This is a genomic window from Streptomyces sp. HUAS ZL42, assembly GCF_040782645.1.
GTDB lineage: Bacteria > Actinomycetota > Actinomycetes > Streptomycetales > Streptomycetaceae > Streptomyces.
Genome location: NZ_CP160403.1, coordinates 5,849,435 through 5,867,085 on the forward strand (window position 1 = coordinate 5,849,435; position 17,651 = coordinate 5,867,085).

At 67.7% G+C, this 17,651-nt stretch carries 13 protein-coding genes and 2 pseudogenes; 5 read left to right on the forward strand and 10 right to left on the reverse strand.

The window, feature by feature from the left end; genetic code table 11:
- The gene (locus ABZO29_RS26835; protein ID WP_367322736.1) at positions 1-399 is read left to right on the forward strand and encodes a hypothetical protein; all 399 of its coding nucleotides are present in this window, start codon (positions 1-3) and stop codon (positions 397-399) included.
- 17 nt (positions 400-416) lie between these two features.
- On the opposite strand, the pseudogene ABZO29_RS26840 reads toward ABZO29_RS26835, so the two are convergent.
- From ABZO29_RS26840 to ABZO29_RS26855, 4 genes and pseudogenes are all read right to left on the reverse strand, one after another.
- A pseudogene (locus ABZO29_RS26840) lies at positions 417-533 on the reverse strand (IS5/IS1182 family transposase); the annotation flags it as partial.
- A gap of 105 nt (positions 534-638) precedes the next feature.
- On the reverse strand, positions 639-2,420 hold the full coding sequence (locus ABZO29_RS26845; RefSeq protein ID WP_367322737.1) for a reverse transcriptase domain-containing protein: 1,782 nt from the start codon (positions 2,418-2,420) through the stop codon (positions 639-641).
- Between the two features lie 532 nt (positions 2,421-2,952).
- Positions 2,953-3,598: pseudogene (locus tag ABZO29_RS26850) on the reverse strand (IS5 family transposase); the annotation flags it as partial.
- Between the two features lie 333 nt (positions 3,599-3,931).
- Entirely contained in the window at positions 3,932-4,333 is a 402-nt protein-coding gene (locus ABZO29_RS26855) for an ATP-binding protein (protein WP_367322738.1), read from the reverse strand.
- Positions 4,334-4,471: 138 nt separating this feature from the next.
- Between ABZO29_RS26855 and ABZO29_RS26860 the strand changes: the two genes are divergently transcribed.
- The 4 genes from ABZO29_RS26860 (at position 4,472) to ABZO29_RS26875 (ending at position 7,761) form a co-directional block, all read left to right on the forward strand.
- Positions 4,472-5,290, forward strand: a complete 819-nt coding sequence (locus tag ABZO29_RS26860) for a helix-turn-helix domain-containing protein (RefSeq protein WP_367322739.1) — start codon at positions 4,472-4,474, stop codon at positions 5,288-5,290.
- A complete protein-coding gene (locus ABZO29_RS26865) occupies positions 5,287-5,475 on the forward strand; it encodes a DUF397 domain-containing protein (RefSeq protein ID WP_367322740.1) in 189 nt (62 codons plus the stop codon). Before ABZO29_RS26860 ends, ABZO29_RS26865 begins: the two co-directional genes overlap by 4 nt.
- Before the next feature lie 290 nt (positions 5,476-5,765).
- Complete coding sequence (locus ABZO29_RS26870) at positions 5,766-6,644, forward strand: hypothetical protein (protein WP_367322741.1); 879 nt, start codon at positions 5,766-5,768, stop codon at positions 6,642-6,644.
- 133 nt (positions 6,645-6,777) lie between these two features.
- Positions 6,778-7,761, forward strand: coding sequence for a PHB depolymerase family esterase (locus tag ABZO29_RS26875; protein WP_367322742.1), 984 nt, complete (start codon positions 6,778-6,780; stop codon positions 7,759-7,761).
- Between the two features lie 19 nt (positions 7,762-7,780).
- Here ABZO29_RS26875 and ABZO29_RS26880 read toward each other — a convergent pair whose 3' ends face one another.
- From ABZO29_RS26880 to ABZO29_RS26905, 6 genes are all read right to left on the reverse strand, one after another.
- On the reverse strand, positions 7,781-10,693 hold the full coding sequence (locus ABZO29_RS26880) for a glycoside hydrolase family 3 C-terminal domain-containing protein (protein WP_367322743.1): 2,913 nt from the start codon (positions 10,691-10,693) through the stop codon (positions 7,781-7,783).
- Positions 10,694-10,769: 76 nt separating this feature from the next.
- Entirely contained in the window at positions 10,770-11,777 is a 1,008-nt protein-coding gene (locus tag ABZO29_RS26885) for a LacI family DNA-binding transcriptional regulator (protein ID WP_367322744.1), read from the reverse strand.
- A complete protein-coding gene (gene yicI / locus ABZO29_RS26890) occupies positions 11,777-14,026 on the reverse strand; it encodes an alpha-xylosidase (protein ID WP_367322745.1) in 2,250 nt (749 codons plus the stop codon). The genes ABZO29_RS26885 and yicI overlap by 1 nt, the downstream gene beginning before the upstream one ends.
- Positions 14,027-14,037: 11 nt before the next feature.
- Positions 14,038-14,859: a carbohydrate ABC transporter permease gene (locus tag ABZO29_RS26895; protein WP_367322746.1), complete on the reverse strand. Its 822-nt coding sequence runs from the start codon at positions 14,857-14,859 to the stop codon at positions 14,038-14,040.
- Complete coding sequence (locus tag ABZO29_RS26900; protein WP_367322747.1) at positions 14,856-15,821, reverse strand: carbohydrate ABC transporter permease; 966 nt, start codon at positions 15,819-15,821, stop codon at positions 14,856-14,858. Before ABZO29_RS26900 ends, ABZO29_RS26895 begins: the two co-directional genes overlap by 4 nt.
- Positions 15,818-17,110: an ABC transporter substrate-binding protein gene (locus ABZO29_RS26905; RefSeq protein ID WP_367322748.1), complete on the reverse strand. Its 1,293-nt coding sequence runs from the start codon at positions 17,108-17,110 to the stop codon at positions 15,818-15,820. The genes ABZO29_RS26900 and ABZO29_RS26905 overlap by 4 nt, the downstream gene beginning before the upstream one ends.
- Positions 17,111-17,651 lie beyond the last annotated feature (541 nt).

Below are 17,651 nucleotides of genomic sequence, written 5' to 3' on the forward strand. Positions count from 1 at the left end.
ATGATCGAGAGTGCAGCGGAATTTATCCAGCTCCGGGAAAGTGGGAATGGTGCGGACTACCAGCGCCTGAAGCGGGACGAAGCACCCGTCGAGGTATGGCGGGAGATCGTCGCCGAGCACCCGGACATGCGGTTCTGGGTCGCCTTCAATCGCACGGTTCCGGTGGAAGTACTCCGGCAGTTGGCTCAGGACGCCGACTGGCGGGTACGTGACAAGGTGGCCAGTCGGCGGGACACACCGCCGGATGTGCTGGGAGACCTGGCCCTGGACGAAAGCGACGCGGTCGCATCGTCCGTGGCGGGCAACCCGAGCACTCCGGACACAGCCCTACGGGCCCTGATCGAGCATCCTTGGGATCAGGTGAGCGACAAGGCGCGACAGCGACTGAAGGCGAGCTGAGGCCTTTAGACGTCATCTCATTTGGTGAGTCTGCGGTAGCAGATGAGGGTGCAGGCGATGCTGGTGAAGGCCAGGAACTGTTCGGCTTTGCGCTCGTAGCGGCGGTGCAGTCTGCGGCATCCGGCGAGCCAGGACGTTGGGTCGGCCGCGTGGCGAGGTGCCTGTGATCAGGTCCTTTTCCTCGCGGCCTCCCGCCGAACCGGGCTTGACGCTTTCGCTATCACCCGGCTCTCCAGTGATCACGGCGTGAATGATCTGGCCGCCTGTGCCTCGTGGATGCGGTCGTGGCAGGTGTCGCAGGCCACGACCGTTTTGCGGCGCCGGTCGAGCATGACGCGCGCCCAGTCGGACGGCGGCCATCCGGCATGAGAGAGGTCGGCAAGGGCGCGGATGTGATGCACCGTGACATCACCAGTGCTCCCGCAGATCTCGCAGGTGTCCGCCAAGAGCCGTGTGACCAGCTCTTTATGCGGATAGTCCACCCAGACGGGCCGGCGGTCCACAATCTTCGCAGACCGCTGTCGATAGAGGGGGATTCCTCCGAACCGTGCCACCAGCGGCTTCCTATGCTCCCGCTCGATTCGGGCCTCGAAACAAATGCGGAGACCGTGGTCCGTGTCGATTCTGGTCTTGTGCTTGGCGGCCATCTTCGGCACGGTCGAACGGTGCTTTGCTGCAAGGGTCTTGAGCATGGACGTCTCCATGACCCAGCGCAGACGGTGCAGCCGGGAGACATCCCCGGCGAGCAGGTAGTACTGGACGATGCCCCGGTAAACGGCCCCGAACGTGGCAACGATCGCGTGATCGGTGCTGTTGACGAGGTCCTTTCGCTTCGCGGGCTTTCCGCGGGCGAGATAGGGCACGCATTTGGCTTTGATCACGTCCCGAGGGACACGGAGAGCGATCTGTCCGTTGACACGCCGGTAACGGCCGGTCTTCTTCGTGTCGTTGTGCTGGACCGTGATCTCATAGCCGAGGAACCTCGCTGCCCCGGTACGGGCATGAGTGATCAGCGTCTTCTCCTGGGAGAGTTCCAGCTTGAGTTCATCATGCAAGAACGCTGCCAGGCGTTGCTTGATCTGCTCGGCCTCGACTCTTGGTCCGGTGAAACCAAGGAGATGATCGTCCGCGTAGCGGGTGTAACGCAGCCTCCGGTAGTGCGGATCATTCGGGTCCGAACTCGGCAGACTGGTCATCCGTCGACGCACGGCACGAGCCAGAGGTCGGTCGCCGTGTTGACGGACTGTCCGCAGCAGACTCTGTAACTCCAAATACGCCGGGTTACGGGCCCGACGTTCCCCTCGGGTGTACTCCGGAATCAGTACTGTCTCTACGAACTCGTCCAACTTGTGCAGGTAAATGTTGGACAGGATCGGGGAGGCCACTCCGCCCTGCGGCGCCCCGGAGAGCGTGGCTCCCCACCTCCAGTCCTCCAGATATCCGGCTGTCAGCATATTCCGCACCAGCCGCAGAAACCGCTGGTCACGGATCTTCTCGCCGAGAATCGTCAGAAGGACCTGGTGGTCCAGACTGCCGAAGCAGTCGGCGATGTCACCCTCGATGAACCAGGCTGTCCCGGTCCAGGTGTGGGACACCTCCCGCAAAGCGGTATGGCAGCCACGCCGGGGGCGAAATCCGTGCGAGCGGTCGGAGAACGTCGGCTCGTAATACGCTTCCAGCAGGAGGCGCACGACTTCACCAACGAGCTTGTCCGACCAGGTCGGTAGCCCCAGCGGACGCATCTTCCCATTTCTCTTCGGGATATGGACGCGCCGGACCGGACGGAAGCGGTAACGCTCGTGACGCATCGCCTCAATAATCCGGGCTATCTTCCGCTGCGACATGCCGTCCACGGTTTCCGGCGTGACCCCGGGCGTCATCGCGCCATGGTTGGCGTAGATGCGTCCGTAGGCCAACAGATACAACTGCAGGTTGAACAGCTGTCGATACAGTTCACTGCACGGCAGACCACGCCTGCCGCGTTCACGCAGGACACCCAGCACCGTTGCGGCGCTCTGCATTTCGCATACCTCCCGGATCCTCGGGTGTCCGAACCACCTGGTCCCCTTCGCCCTGCGGACGGCTTTCCCGTCCTCCCTGGCCGGGCGTTGCTCCGGCGACTACTACGGGACCTCCGTCGCCATAGGACTCGCGTCCCGTAGGCGATCCCACGTTCGTCTCTGCTGTACGTCATAGCGCGACGTAGGCGTCCCACTCATCTCCTTGAATGCCCTCGCTGGGCATCGCTCCGCGCTCCGGAGGTGCACCGGCCAACTATAGAAACCTGGTGCAGAACGCGGCGCCGGTTACAGCTGTCTTTCCGGCGGATGGGAACTTGCATCTGCTGGAGATTGGGCTTCAAACAATTCAGTCTTCGCCATATCGCGCGGGCCACCCAGCACACCGTCCCCGACAACTGAGCCCGGTCACTGGTTTCCTGACATGCTTTTGTCCCCTCCGCCTTTCGGCATCAGGTAAGTCATTGGCCCAGGAACCTCCTTCCGAGTTCCTCCCGGCTCAGCCGGGAATACAAACAGAGCGCCTCGTGGCGCACATCGTGCGTTCTATGGTCCAGCGGTGGCGGCCCAGTCGGGTTGAGGACTCGATGCCTTTGCGGGCGATACGGTGCCGGATGCCGCGCCCACGTAACCATCGCCGGAGGTGGTCGTAGTCGTATCCCTTGTCGGCGTGGAGCTTTGCCGGTCTGCGCCGTCGGCGTCCGCGCCGCGAGCGGATCGGCGGTATCCCCTTCACCAGCGGGATCAGCGCCTGGCTGTCGTGCAGGTTCGCCCCGGAGATCCCGACGGACAGGGGCAGACCGGTCCGCTCGGTGATCAGGTGGATCTTTGAGCCGTACTTGCCTCGATCGACAGGATACGGGCCTGTCAGCTCCCCTTTTTGAGGGCCCGCATGTTCACCGAGTCGATCGCGCAGCGGGACCAGTCCAACTCGCCGCGGGAGCCGAGTTCGTCGAGGACCAGGCGGTGGAGTTTTGCCCACACGCGGGCCTTCGTCCACTCGGTGAATCGTCGGTGGGCCGTCGCACCCGATGGCCCGAACGATGCGGACGGCAACTGCTGCCACGTGCAGCCCGAGGTCGCCACGAAGACGATTGCGGCCAGCACTTCGCGGTCGCCATGCCGACGTCGGCCACCCCCTGAGGCCGCGATGGCGCTTCCGGCACCACACGCTGGAACATGTCCCACAACTCGTCCGGCACCAGCCGCTCAACGATCCCTGCCACGACCGGCAGCTTACCCAGCCAAATGAGATGACGTCTTAGCGGGCGCCGGAGCGCAAGGTGTCCGGCGCCGGACACGGTCTCCGACCGCCTCGCCGCATGAACGGGGGAGACGTTGTCGTCGCTCCTGGGGCGCGGCACGACATCGCCCAGTTCCCGACGGAGCGGTCGTCCAGGCTGTCGGCACGGCCGTGGCGGATCCCGCCCCTGCGTACATCACGGATTGCCGCCGAACGACATCCTGACGCGGTCCGGTATGGCTGCTCGGCCCCTTGCTTCGTGCTGGTTCGGCTATCGCGCGGCAGCGTGCAGTTCGAACCAGACCGTCTTGCCGATGCCGTGCGGGCGTGGGTTCATGCCCCAGGTGTCGGCGAGTGCGGCCACGAGTGTGAGGCCCCGGCCAGATTCGTCGTCGGACGATGGTTCCCGTGGTGTCGGCAGGATGTCGTTCGCGTCGGTGACCGAGATTCGGAGGCGGTCGGTTTCCAGGATGCAGCGGGTGCGGATCTCGCGGCCGGGGGAGACCTTCGCGTGACGGTACGCGTTCGTCATCAGCTCGCTGAGCAGCAGTACGGCGGTCTCCGTCACCTCGTCCGGGAGCTTCCAGGAGGTGGCCTGTTCGCGGAGGAGGGTTCGGGCCCGGCCCACGCTTCGGGCGTGTCGGGGCAGCTGCCACTCGATGTCCTCGGCCATGCGTGCTTCGTTCCTTGCGTGTGGTTCTCCGTCATTTGCTGCGATCAGGCTGGTGGTTGGCGCGTAATCTCGGGGAGTGGCGGAGTGGGTACACAGCGTGCTTGTACACGGTGTGGCGGTGGGAAGCGAGTGGGTGCGGTGGCTTCCGGGGAGTCCCAGCAGGCGCAGCAGAACTGGCGGTACTGCGGCGGGCAGATCAAGTTGTGGCGGGAGGAGGCGGGGGTTGGCCGGCAGGCTCTGGCCGCGGAGGCCGGTTACGACTACGAGTACGTGAAGTCGATGGAGTGCGGGAGGCGTCGGCCCACGCTGCGGCTCCTTCAGGTTGCGGATCAACTGTGTGGGGCTCGGGGCAAGTTGGTGGCCGCACATGAGTTCCTGAAGCCGGAACCATTTCCCCGGCGTACGCAGCAGTACGTGTTGGTGGAGGCTGAGGCGATCACGGTGCAGTGGTACGAGCCCTTGCTGGTTCCAGGCCTGCTGCAGACCAAGGATTACGCGGCGGAGCTGATCTCCAACGACTGTCCCCCGCTGGATGAGGAGACCGTGGAAGAACGGGTGGCAGCCCGGTTGAAGCGGCAGGAGAAGCTGGTCAGAAAGCCGCTGACGCACTTCACCTTCGTCATGCACGAGGCGGCGTTGAGGGCTGCCGTCGGCGACCAGGGCGTGATGCGGAGGCAGCTTGAGCACCTGTTGGAAGTTGGCGAGCTGCGCAATGTGACGCTTCAGGTGCTGCCATTCGCGCTTGCCCCCACCGTGGCGCTCAGTGGAGCGCTCATTCTTGTGGAGACTGCCGAGCACGACGTGTACGCGCATGTGGAGGCGCAGGAGACGGGGGCGCTCTACGCTGATGGCGACAAGATCAGCGCGCTCGCGCAACGCTATGGCGTGATCCGCTCGCAGGCGCTTAGCGTTGAGGAGTCTGCCCGATTCATCAGGAAGTTGGCGGAGGAGCTATGAGCGCCGAGCTGTCGTGGTTCAAGTCCAGCTACAGCGATTCCTCGGGCGGCGCCTGCCTCGAAGTTGCCGTCTGCCCCCACACCATCCACGTCCGAGACTCGAAGCTCGGCACTCGATCCCCCCGCTTCACCGTCCCCGCCGACGCCTGGACCGCCTTCCTCGCCTACGCCTCCCGAGAGGCCTGAGCCCCGGGCTTCGGGCTCCGAGACCCGAGCTCCTTTTGCAAGGAATGGGCGGAAAGACTCAACCCACCCTCCCGCCCTCCCCACGCCCCAACGGGCATGCGCACCAGCCGACATGACTATTCGTGATCGGCTTGCGACACACCGTTGCCACCGTCTAGCGTTCGCGGCCACAAACAACCCCGGTCGGGTGTTAGCAGCACCCGCCGGGGTCTCACCCCAAGATCGAACGGACCGATCTCGTGGCTTGCGAAAACTCTAGCGCCGCCCTGCCTCCCCTTGCAGCGCATCCCATGGCCAAGCCCGGCTACGGCAAGCGCTCCGCGCCCGACCAGCTGCCGCCGAGGCCCGGCGACTTCGGCCATCTCCCCGCCCGTGAGGCGTATCTCGCAAGCCTCCTCGACCGCCTCTGCGAGAACGCGGCGATGGACGCCAAGACCATCGCCAAGGCGCAGCCCCTCTACGGTCAGCAGGCCGTCCGCTCCGCGCTCAACGAACTCGGCACAGCCGGACATCTGCGCCGGGTTCGCCGTCGTGTCGTACCGAGTGACGGTGAGGCAGGCACCGGCACGCGGTGGGTCTTTCACACCTACTGGTCCCGCACCGCACGTGACAACGAATGGTGGGCCCGATTCCTCGACGGTGACGCGACGATGCCCGAGCAGCCTGTCGAAGCGCTGGTCGAAGCGCCCGTCGTCACCGAACCCGAGGGTCTCCAGCCGCCATCCACCTCGTATGTAACCCTCGCCCGCCTCGGCCTACGCGAGCCGCGCCTGGCGCTGTCTTCCGGCGACTGCGCCGCCCTGGAAAACCTGGCCGCCGAGTGGCTGGCCAGGGGCGCGACTCCCGACCAGCTGACGCGCGTCCTCATCGCCGGCCTTCCCGAGCAGGTGCACTCACCTCTGGCGTTCGTCCGGAGCAGGCTCGTCAGCAAGCTGCCTCCCGAGCCCACCACCTTTGAGCCCTCCGCGCCTCGAACGCCCCGGTTGCTGATGGAGTGCACCGACTGCGGCGTGCCCGGCCGTCCGGAAGCCCTGCCGGGAGGTCTCTGCCGGGCTTGTGGTGGCAGGGAGAGGGGCGCGACCGAGGGACTACTTCCGATGCAGTCTGCGACCGTGCGCGACCAGGCGGCTCGGGTGCGTGCCGCGATCTGTGCACATCAACACGTTTGACGTCGGCGACCGCCCAGTGCTGCCAACCGTCGGCGCCGCGCCGTCCCTCGGCGCATCGCCCCACAGGCCGCGCCACCGATATGGTGCGACACCCCATATCGGCGGGACGTAAGCGTTCCTACCGTCCCTCCCCATGACCCAGACCAGAGCCGCAAGCCGTCGTATCACCGTCCTCGGGGCCCTCCTCTTCGCCCTGATCGCCGCCTTCCTCACACCCGGCAGGGCCCACGCCGCCTCCCTCCAGGAGGTCACCGGGTTCGGGTCCAACCCCGGGGCGCTGCGGATGTTCCGGTACGTCCCCGACGGGTTGCCCGCCGGGCGGCCCGTCGTCGTCGCGCTGCACGGATGCACCCAGAACGCCTCCGGATACGGCACCGGCAGTGGGTGGATCCAGCTTGCCGAGCGGTGGGGGTTCTCCGTCTTGCTGCCACAGCAGAGCACCGGCAACAACATCTCCAGCTGCTTCAACTGGTTCCAGAGCGGGGACATGGAGCGCGGCCAGGGCGAGGCCGCGTCCGTCGCGCAGATGGTCGACCGGCAGCTCGCCGACGTGTCGGGGGACGCGTCCCGCGTGTACGTCACCGGGCTGTCCGCCGGCGGTGGCATGACCGCCGTGATGATGGCGGACTATCCGGAGAAGTTCGCGGCGGGCGGGATCGTCGCCGGGCTGCCCTACGGGTGTGCGCAGGCCGCCTGGTCGCCGTACGTGTGCATGTACGTCGGGGCGACGCAGACCGCGCAGCAGTGGGGTGACCGTGTGCGGGCCGCCCGGCCCGGGTACGGCGGGCCCTGGCCGACGCTCACCGTCTTTCAGGGAACCTCCGACTACACGGTGAAGCCCGTCAACATGACCGACCTGATGAAGCAGTGGACCAACGTGCACGGCGCCGATCAGGTCGCCGACCTCAGCGACACCGTCGCCGGCTATCCCCACCAGGTCTTCAAGGACGCCGGTGGGAAGGCCGTCGTCGAGACGTACGGCATCACCGGTATGGGGCACGGGCAGCCCGTCGACCCGGGCAGCGGGAGTGAGCAGTGCGGGACCGCCGGGGCCTACATCCTCGACGTGAACCTGTGTGCCGCGTACCGGCTCGGGCGGGCCTGGGGGCTCGGCTGAGCCGGTACGCGGACAGCGGTTAGCGGAGGGTGAAGGTCGACAGCCGCAGCCCTTCGCTCAGCACCAGGTACACGTCCGTTCGGCCCTTCGCCGCCGCCGTCAGGTCCGCGGTCACCGTCGCGTACTCGTACGGCGATGTCGTCCCGCCGAACCGCGCCGTGCCCACCAGCGTGCCCGTCGGTGAGCCCAGCCGTACCTCGACCGTGCCCGGCGACGTCCCGGCGACGCGTGCGCTGAACTCGGAGACACCCGTGCCCAGCCGTGTGTCCGCGAACTTCAGCCACGCGCCGTCGGACGTCGAGCCCACCGCCGTGCCACGAGCCTTGGACTCGTCGACCAGGCGGATGCCGTCGTAGTCGTCGAAGTTCTCGGCGCGCGTCGCCTTCGAGAGGTCGCGAGGCGGGATCGTCTCGCCCTTCACCTGCCAGGTCGTGCGGGTGCGGATGTCCGTGGAGGACGCGCCCGCCATGACGTCGTAGGTGCCGGTCTCCACGACCCACTTCGAGCGCGTCACGTCCCAGTGGGCCAGGTCCTGCCGTGCCAGCTTCAGGCGGACCGTCTTCGTCTGGCCCGGCTTCAGCGACACCCGCTCGAACGACTTCAGCTGCTTCAGCGGTTGCTTGTCGCGCGAGATCCGCTGGTGGACGTACAGCTGCACGACCTCGTCGCCCGCCCGGCTGCCGGTGTTCGTGACCTTCACCTCGTAGCCGCCGTTCACCCGCTTCAGGTCGCCGTAGCGGAACGTCGTGTACGACAGGCCGTAGCCGAAGGGGTGGAGTGCCTGGCCCTTGAAGTACTGGTACGTGCGGTCGGACTTGATGATGTCGTAGTCGAGGATCGACGGGAGGTCCGACTCCGACCTGTACCAGGTCTGGGTCAGGCGGCCGGACGGGTTCACGTCGCCGTACAGGACGTCGGCGAGCGCGTTGCCCGTCTCCTGGCCGGCGTGGGACGTCCAGAGGACCGCCGGGACCTCCTTCTCCAGGGACCCCAGCGTCGTCGGGTAGCTGTTCTCGACGATCACGACCGTGTTCGGGTTCGCCGCCCGGACCGCCTTGACCACGGCCTCCTGTGACGGGGCCAGGGCCATGTCGGTGCGGTCGTGGGCCTCGCGGCCGTTGATCGACGGGTTCGAGCCGACCACCACCACCGCGGTGTCCTTGCCCTTCACCGCGGCCACGGCCTCGTCCACGCCGCTGCGGACGACGTCCTTCGTGTAGTGCGCCGCCTGGTCCTTCGCCACCAGGCCGAGTGTGCCGTCAGCGTCCGTCGGGCCCAGGTAGACCGGGTTGCCCCACCAGGACTCCTCGGTCTCGTAGCCCGCGTAGCGGAGCAGGTACGTGCCGTCGTCCTGCCGCTCCAGCTTGAACTGCTGCTGGACGAACCAGCCGTTCGGCTGGACCTGGTCGTTGACGAATCCGGACCAGTTGTAGCCCACGTACTTGCCGTTGGCCGCCGAGCGCAGTGTCACGACTCCCGAGCCCCAGTCGAAGACATCGAACTGTGTCTCCGTGCCCGGCTCGACGGCGCTCTCCCGCAGCGCCGCGCCGGCCGCACCCGTTCCGGCCGTGACGTACTTCCCCGTCGCCGTGTCCTTCAGCGCGATGCGGTCCACGCCCTCGCTGCCGGTCACGTCCGTGCCGAGCTTGGCCGCGATGCCCTCGGCAGGGGTGACGGCGTACGGCAGCGTGCCCGAGTACCAGTCGGTGTAGAGGGTGTCGGCGAGGGGACCGACCACGGCCACGTTCTTCGCCGACTTCTTCAGCGGCAGCGCGCCGGAGTTCTTCAGCAGCACCGCACCCTCGGCCGCCGCCTTGCGCGCCAGCTTCTGGTGGGCCGGGCTGTTGACGACGGACTTGTCGATCGAGCCGTACTTGCCGCCGCCCGGGTCGAACTCGCCCAGGCGGACACGGACGGACAGCACATGGGACACGGCCGTGTCGATGTCCGACTGCTGCAACAGGCCCTGCTGCAAAGCCGAGTTGATCGCCGTAACCGTCGGGCCGGAGTCCGAGCCGTTGTCCGTGAAGCTGTCGATGCCCGCCTTGAGGGCTGCCGCGTCGGCTTCGGCGAGGCTGGGGTAGTACTTCTGGTCGCCGGGGAGGTTGCCGGGCGCGAAGGCGTCGGTGACGTTCAGCAGATCGCGTGAGGACCACGACCGTACGACGTCGTCCAGATCCGGGTTCACCGTGTTCGGGCGGCCGTTGACCAGGTTGTACGAGGACATCACGCCCGTCGCCGCGTCCGCCTCGATCGCCGGTTTGAAGGCGGCCTCGTCGTATTCCTTCGCCACGCGCGGGCGCAGGTCGGAGGAGGTGGTCGTGCGGTGCCACTCGTTGTTGTTGGCCAGGTAGTGCTTCAGGGTCGGGGCCGTCTTGAGGTGGTCCGGGTCGCCGCCCGTCAGGCCCTCGCCGTACGCCGTCGACATCGCGCCGGTGAGCTCCGGGTCCTCGCTGTAGCCCTCCTCGTTGCGGCCCCAGCGCGGGTCGCGGAGGAGGTTCACCACCGGGGCCCAGAGGTTCAGGCCCCAGCCGTCCGGGCGTTCCTGCTGGAAGCCGCGTGCCTCGTCGCCGACCGCCGAGCCGACCTGCTCCATCAGCTCCGGGTCCCAGGTGGAGGCCAGCCCGACGGCCTGCGGGAAGACGGTGGTCTCGCCGAGCCAGGCGACGCCGTGCAGGGCCTCGGTGCCGGTGCGGAAGGACTGGACGCCGAGACGGGGGATCGCGGGCTGGTGCTGGTGGAGGAGGGAGATCTTCTCGGCCTGAGTCAGTCTGTTCAGGAGGTCGTCGACGCGCTGGTCGACGGGGAGGTCCGGGTTGCGGAAGGGGTACGCCGGGTCGTCCGCGTGGGCGGGGACCGTGGCGCCGAGTCCCGCGATCAGGGCGAGGGCCAGGACGAGTGTGGTTCTGGGCCTTCTTCTCTTGCCTTTCATGACGCGGCTCCTTCGACTAGGGCCAGATATGCGATCAGGGGCAGATATGCGACCAGGGCCAGATAAAAAGGTGCGTTCACGCGTTGCGTGGTGCCGTGCTCGCGCGTTCCGTCAGCCGGGGCGCCAGCAGCGTCGCCTCCGGCACGTCGTCCCCGCCCAGCTTCCGCATCAGCAGCTCCACCGCCTGCTCGCCCACCTCGGCGGACGGCAGGGCGACCGAGGTGACCGGGACGCGGACGGACTCGGCGAGCTCGTCGGGGCAGATGGCGGTGACCGACAGATCGCCGGGCACGCGCAGTCCGAGCTGTTCGAAGGCGTCGATGAGCGGTTCGAGGACCGGCTCGTTGTGGACGACGACCCCGGTCAGCGCGGGCTGTTCCCGCAGGAGTCGCTCGGCGACCCGGCGGGCGGCGGCGGGAGCGGCCTCGCAGGGGTGGACGGAGGAGGCGAGCCCGCTGCGGTCGGCGGCGGCCGTGAAGCCCTGCACCACCCGCTGGGCGAACGCCGTCCCGCGCACGTACACCTCCGGCGGCGACCCGACGAGGGCCACCACCCGATGTCCCAGCCGGGCCAGATGCTCCACACAGGCCTCGCCCGCCGCCTTGAAGTCGAGGTCGATGCAGGTGAGACCGTCGAAGTCGGTGGGGAACCCGATCATCACCGACGGACGCTCCAGCGAACGCAGCAACGGCAGCCGGGGGTCCTGCAACTGCACGTCCATCACGATCAGCGCGTCCACGAGGGACGTGTCCGCGACCCGCCGCAGTCCCTCCTCGCCCTCCTCCTGGGTCAGCAGCAGCACGTCGTGGTCGTGCTTGCGGGCGGTGGTCACCACGGACACCGCGAACTGCATGACGACCGGTACGTGGATCCCCGCACGCAGCGGGACGACCAGTGCCAGGACGTTCGACTTGCTGCTGGCCAGCGCCCGGGCGCCGGCGTGCGGGCGGTAGCCGAGCCGGCGGATGGCCTCCTCGACCCGCCGCCGGGTCTCGTCGGAGATCGGGCGCTTGCCGCTGATGACGTACGAGACGGTGCTGGGGGAGACCCCGGCGTGCCGCGCCACATCGGTGATCTTGACCATCAGCCCTGCTCCACCGTCAGGAACCCGGTCCCGGCCTGCGCCCGTACCTCGCGCTCCCCGCCGGCCAGCCCCCACGGCGCGGCGGGATCGCTGCAGGACGCCCGGAGCAGATCGCCCTCCCGTACGACGGTGAAGGTCACGTCTGCGACCCGCACGGTCACCTGGGCGCCGCGCTCGATGCCGTAGGTCCGCAGCGTGACCCCGTCGGCGTGCGGATAGTCGGGCCGGTCGTCCACCGCACCGACCGGGATCACCGCCCCCGGGCGCACCAGCAGCGGCGCGCTCAGGAACCCGTGCCGCTCGTGCACCCAGCGCGGCCCGGTCACGGTCTCCCCGGTCAGGAAGTGGGTCCAGGTGCCCTCGGGCACGTAGTACGACACGTCGCCCTCGTCGCTGAACACCGGCGCGACGAGCAGGTCAGGGCCGAGCATGTACTGCCGTTCCAGATGCGCGCACCCGGGATCGTCCGGGAACTCCAGGATCATCGCCCGCATCATCGGTACGCCCTCGGTGTGGGCGGTGCGTGCGGCCTCGTACAGATACGGCATGAGCCGCAGCTTCAGCCGCGTGAACAGCCGCAGCACGTCCACGGCCTCCTCGTCGAACAGCCACGGCACGCGGTACGACGACGATCCGTGCAGGCGGCTGTGCGAGGACAGCAGCCCGAAGGCCAGCCACCGCTTGAACAGCGCCGGCGTCGGCGTCCCCTCGAAGCCGCCGATGTCGTGGCTCCAGTAGCCGAACCCGGAGAGCCCCAGCGAGAGCCCGCCGCGCAGCGACTCGGCCATCGACTCGTACGTCGCCTCGCAGTCGCCGCCCCAGTGCACCGGGAAGCGCTGGCTGCCGACGGTCGCCGACCGGGCGAAGACGACCGCCTCGCCCTCGCCCCGGTGTTTGCGCAGCACGTCGAAGACGGTGCGGTTGTAGAGGTAGGTGTAGTAGTTGTGCATCCGCTCCGGGTCGGAGCCGTCGGACCACGCCACGTCGACCGGCACCCGCTCGCCGAAGTCGGTCTTGAAGCAGTCGACGCCCTGCGCGAGCAGTGCCTCCAGCTTGGAGGCGTACCAGTCGCGGGCCGCCGGGCTGGTGAAGTCGACGAGCGCCATGCCCGGCTGCCACAGGTCCCACTGCCAGACGCTCCCGTCGGGGCGCTTCAGCAGGTGTCCGAGCGCCTTGCCCTCCGCGAACAGCGGCGACCGCTGGGCGATGTATGGGTTGATCCACACGCAGACGTGCAGGCCCTTCGCCTTCAGCCGGGTCAGCATCCCCGCCGGGTCGGGGAAGACCCGCGGGTCCCACTCGAAGTCGCACCAGTTGAACTCGCGCATCCAGAAGCAGTCGAAGTGGAAGACGGAGAGCGGGAGTTCGCGCTCCCGCATGCCTTCGATGAAGGACGTCACGGTCTCCTCGTCGTACGACGTCGTGAAGGACGTCGACAGCCACAGCCCGAAGGACCAGGCGGGCGGGAGGGCCGGGCGGCCGGTGAGGGCGGTGTACTTGCGCAGGATGTCCTTCGGGGTCGGGCCGTGGATGACGTAGTACGTCAGCTGCTGTGTCTCGGCGCTGAACTGGACCCGTGACACCGTCTCCGAGCCGACCTCGAAGCTGACCTTGCCCGGGTGGTCGACGAAGACGCCGTAGCCGGCGTCCGTGAGGTAGAAGGGGACGTTCTTGTAGGCCTGTTCGGTGGCCGTGCCGCCGTCGGCGTTCCAGATGTCGACGACCTGGCCGTTCTTGACCAGCGGGCCGAAGCGTTCGCCGAGTCCGTAGACGCTCGTCCCCACTCCGAGGCCCAGTTGCTCGCGCAGGTAGTGGGCCCCGCTCGCGTCCCGCATGATGCCCATGCCCTTGGGGCCGCTGCTGGTCAGCAGACGGCCGCCGGCGAGGAAGTCGACGTGCCAGGGGCCGGTGCGCGAGACCCGGACGGACAGCATGCCGGAGGTCAGGGTCGCGTGTTCCTCGTCGTACTCCGTGTGGACGGCGAAGTCCTCCCGCTGGACTTCGAATTCGGGCCCCCGCGGCTGCTCGCCCTCGAAGTGGGTGAAGGTGACGCCGATGACGTCGGGCATCGGGGCGTGTGCGCTGATCGTCACGACCGGTCCCTTCAGCAGGTCGCCGCGGTGGCGGATGGGCTGGGTCGGCGCGTGGATGTCGAGCGTGCCGTCCGTGGCGGTGACATCGAGGACCTCGACCGGGTGGGCCGCGGTGACGCCCTCGCGCAGCAGCCAGTAGCCGTCGGTGAACTTCATGTGGGGGGTCCTTACTTCACGGCACCCACGGCGATGCCGCGGGTGAGGGTCCGCTGGAAGACGAGGAAGAAGACGATGGCGGGGAGCACGCCGAGCAGGGCCGCCGCGTTGGTCATCGTGGCGTCCATCAGGCGCTGGCCCTGGAGGACGCCGAGGGCCACCGACACGGTCTGGTTGTCGTTGGAGATCAGCATGACCAGGGGGAGCAGGAACTCGTTCCAGGTCCAGATGAAGAAGAAGACCAGCAGCACGCCGAGGGTCGGGCGGCTGACCGGGACGACGATCCGCCACAGGACCTGCCACTTGTCGGCGCCGTCGATCCGGGCGGCCTCGATGATCTCGCGGGGGAACTGGCCGAGGACCGAGGACAGCAGGTACGTGCCGAAGGCCGCCTGGATCACCGTGAAGACGATGATCACGCTCAGCCGGGTGTCGTACAGGCCCACTTCCTTGCTCAGGTAGTAGACCGGGTAGACCAGCGCCTCCTGCGGCAGCATGTTCGCGAGGACGAAGAAGGCCAGGACCCAGGTGCGGCCCTTGATGCGGCCGACGCCGATCGCGTACGCGTTCAGGACGGACAGGACCGTCGCCAGGAGGGCGACCGAACCGCTGATCAGTACCGAGTTGACGAGCTTCTGGCTGTAGTCCACGCGTTCCCAGAAGTCCTTCAGACCGTCCAGGTACAGGCCGTCGGGCAGGCTCAGTGGCCCGTTCTGGGAGTACTCCGCGGGCGACTTGATGGCGTTGACCGCCACGATCAGGAACGGGACGATCATGAAGAGCGCGGCGAGGCACAGGGCCACCAGCACCGGATAGCGACGGACGGCGGTCATGCGCGCGCCCCTTCCTCCGCGTCCTCCGCGCGGGTCTGCAGCTTCAGCCCGACCAGCGAGAGGGCGAGGATGATCACGGTCAGGACGGTGGAGATCGCGGCGCCGTAGCCGACCTGGGTCTTCTCGAAGAACGTGGTGAACGAGAAGTAGGAGGGGACGTTCGTCGCACCGCCCGGCCCGCCCTTGGTCAGGACGTACACCGCGCCGAACACCTTCAGCGCGGCGATCGAGCACCAGGTGAGCACGACATAGGTCTCCGGGCGGATCTGCGGCAGCGTGATGTGCCAGAAGCGGCGCCACCAGCCGGCCCCGTCCAGCTCTGCCGCCTCGTACAGCTGCGGGTCGACGCGCTGCAGCCCGGCCATGAACACCACCAGCGGGAAGCCGATCTGCACCCACACCATCACGCCCATCACGCTGTAGAGCGCGATGTCGGGGTCGCCCAGCCAGTCCTGCTGCCAGGACCCGAGACCGACCGCGTTCAGCAGGGCGTTGAGCGAGCCGTTGTCGGGCGCCAGGATCCAGCTCCAGACGATGCCCGCGACCGCGATCGGCAGCACCTGCGGAAGGTAGAAACAGGCGCGCAGCACGGCGGCCACCCTGCTGCCGAAGTGCTTGCCGACGTAGTCGAACAGCGCGGCCGCCAGGACGAGACCGATCACCGTCGGTACGGCCGCCATCGCGACGACCATGAACAGGCTGTGCCGGAAGGACGCCCAGAACTCGGAGTCGTCCATCAGCTCCCGGTAGTTGGCGAGCCCGGACCACGTCGGGCTGCCCACGCCCTGCCAGTCGGTGAAGCTCACATACGTGTTCATCACGAAGGGCAGGACGACGACCGCGAGGAAGGCGAGGATCCCGGGGAGCAGGAACAGTGCGTACGAGGTGCGGGGGCGGCGCGAGGGCCGGGAACCGTGGTCCTTGCCGACCACCCGCGCGTCCCGTTCGACGGTCACCGTCATTGCTTCGGCGCGCCCTTGTCGTACGCCTTCTGCAGGGCGTCCAGGTAGGCGTCCGGTTTCTCGCTGCCGGTGATCAGCTTCTGGGTCTCGGAGACGAGGACGTCGTAGAAGCCGGCGACGGGCCAGTCGGGGTAGAAGGCCAGGCCGTCACGGCCGGACAGGGTGTTGAAGTTGGCGATGAGCTCCTTGGACTTCGCGTCCGTGATGGCGGAGGCGTCGGCCGCGACCGGGACGCCGCCCTTGTTGCCGAGGAGGTTCTGGATCTTCTTCGACATGGTGATGTCGATGAAGTCGTAGGCGAGGTCCTTGTTCTTCGCGTTCTTGGGGACCACCCACAGGTTGCCGCCGGAGCCGAGGGTGAGGTTCGAGTCGGGCCACAGGGTGGTGCCCCAGTCGAACTTCGCCTCGTCCTGGAAGCGGCCGTACCACCAACTGCCGGAGAACAGGATCGGCGCCTTGCCCTGGAGGAAGGAGACACCGGCCTGCTCGGCCGTGGCGCCGCTGGTGTTCTTGCCGATGTAGCCCTTCTTCACCCAGTCGGCGAAGGTGTCCGCCGCGTACGTCCAGGCCGCGTCGTGGAAGTCGGTCTTGCCCTTGTACAGCTCGTAGGCGTCGACCCAGGAGCGGTCGGCCTTCGACAGGGCCAGCTGGTAGACGTACTGCTGGGCTATGTACTCGCCGCCGGAGTTGGCGAGCGGGGTGACGCCGTTCTTGACGAAGGTGTCCATCGCGGCGGTCAGTTCGCCGAACGTCTTCGGCTCGGCGATCTTGTACTTGGCGAAAAGGGCCTTGTTGTAGAAGACCATCGTGTACTCGGCGTAGTTGGGCACGCCGTACCACTTGCCGGAGCCCATCACGCCGTTGGCGTCGTACACGCTCGTCGTGCGCACGCCCGCGCTGAGCTTCTTGTCCCAGCCGCGCTTCGTCGCCGCGGCGGTCAGGTCGGTCAGCAGGCCCTGCTTGGAGAGCAGGCCCGCCGTCGCGTTGCCCTTGTTGTACTCCAGGATGTCCGGGGCGTCGGAGGAGTTCAGGGCCATCTGGGCGGTCTTCTGGATCTGTTCGAAACTCTTCTCCTCGAACTTCACCTGCACGCCCGGGTGGGTCGCCTCGAACTCCTTGATGGCCTCGGCCCAGGCGACGCCCATCGCGCTGTTCGGGGCCTCGTAGTGCCAGAGCCGGAGGGTCTTGCCGTCGGAGGAGCCGCTGTCCGAGTCACCGCAGGAGGCCAGCAGCAGTGATCCGGTCAGGACCACCGCCGTCGCCACCACACGCCTTCGTGCCGTCAACATCCAGTGCCTCCAGTGGGAGTCGGATGGGTTTCAGGGCGGCGTCACGCTGAATTCGTCGAATCGATTCGATGCGTGACGTCGAAGCGCTTCGACGAGGGAAGGTATGTGCCCCCTGTGGGTGCGTCAATGGGGTGCGCGGGAATTGCTTCGGGGCGTTGGCGCATGAGCCCTCGCCCGTCGGGCCACCCGCCGGCGCCGCTCGCGGCCGTTGCCGCTGAACGCGTCGGCGGTCGAGAGCGTATATGCGGGAGCCGGTTGTCCGCGCCGCCGGAGTGGACCGACCTGGCCGATTCCTCTTCGCGGAGGCGGAGTTGGAAGGTCGCGCCGCCGGTTTCGATGACCGTCGGGGTGGAGGAGTTCCAGCACATCATGGCCAAGACGCGGACGCCGGTCCTCGCCGTGGTGGGTTTTCCGGCCATGCCGGGAACGGTGCCGTCGCCCCTCGCCGATACCGCCCCGTTGTCGCCGGTCTCACCCGTGGGGCGAAAGGGGCCGGTGGGCCCTGGATTCGATGCCCTTCGATGGGTGCGCGCGCAACTCG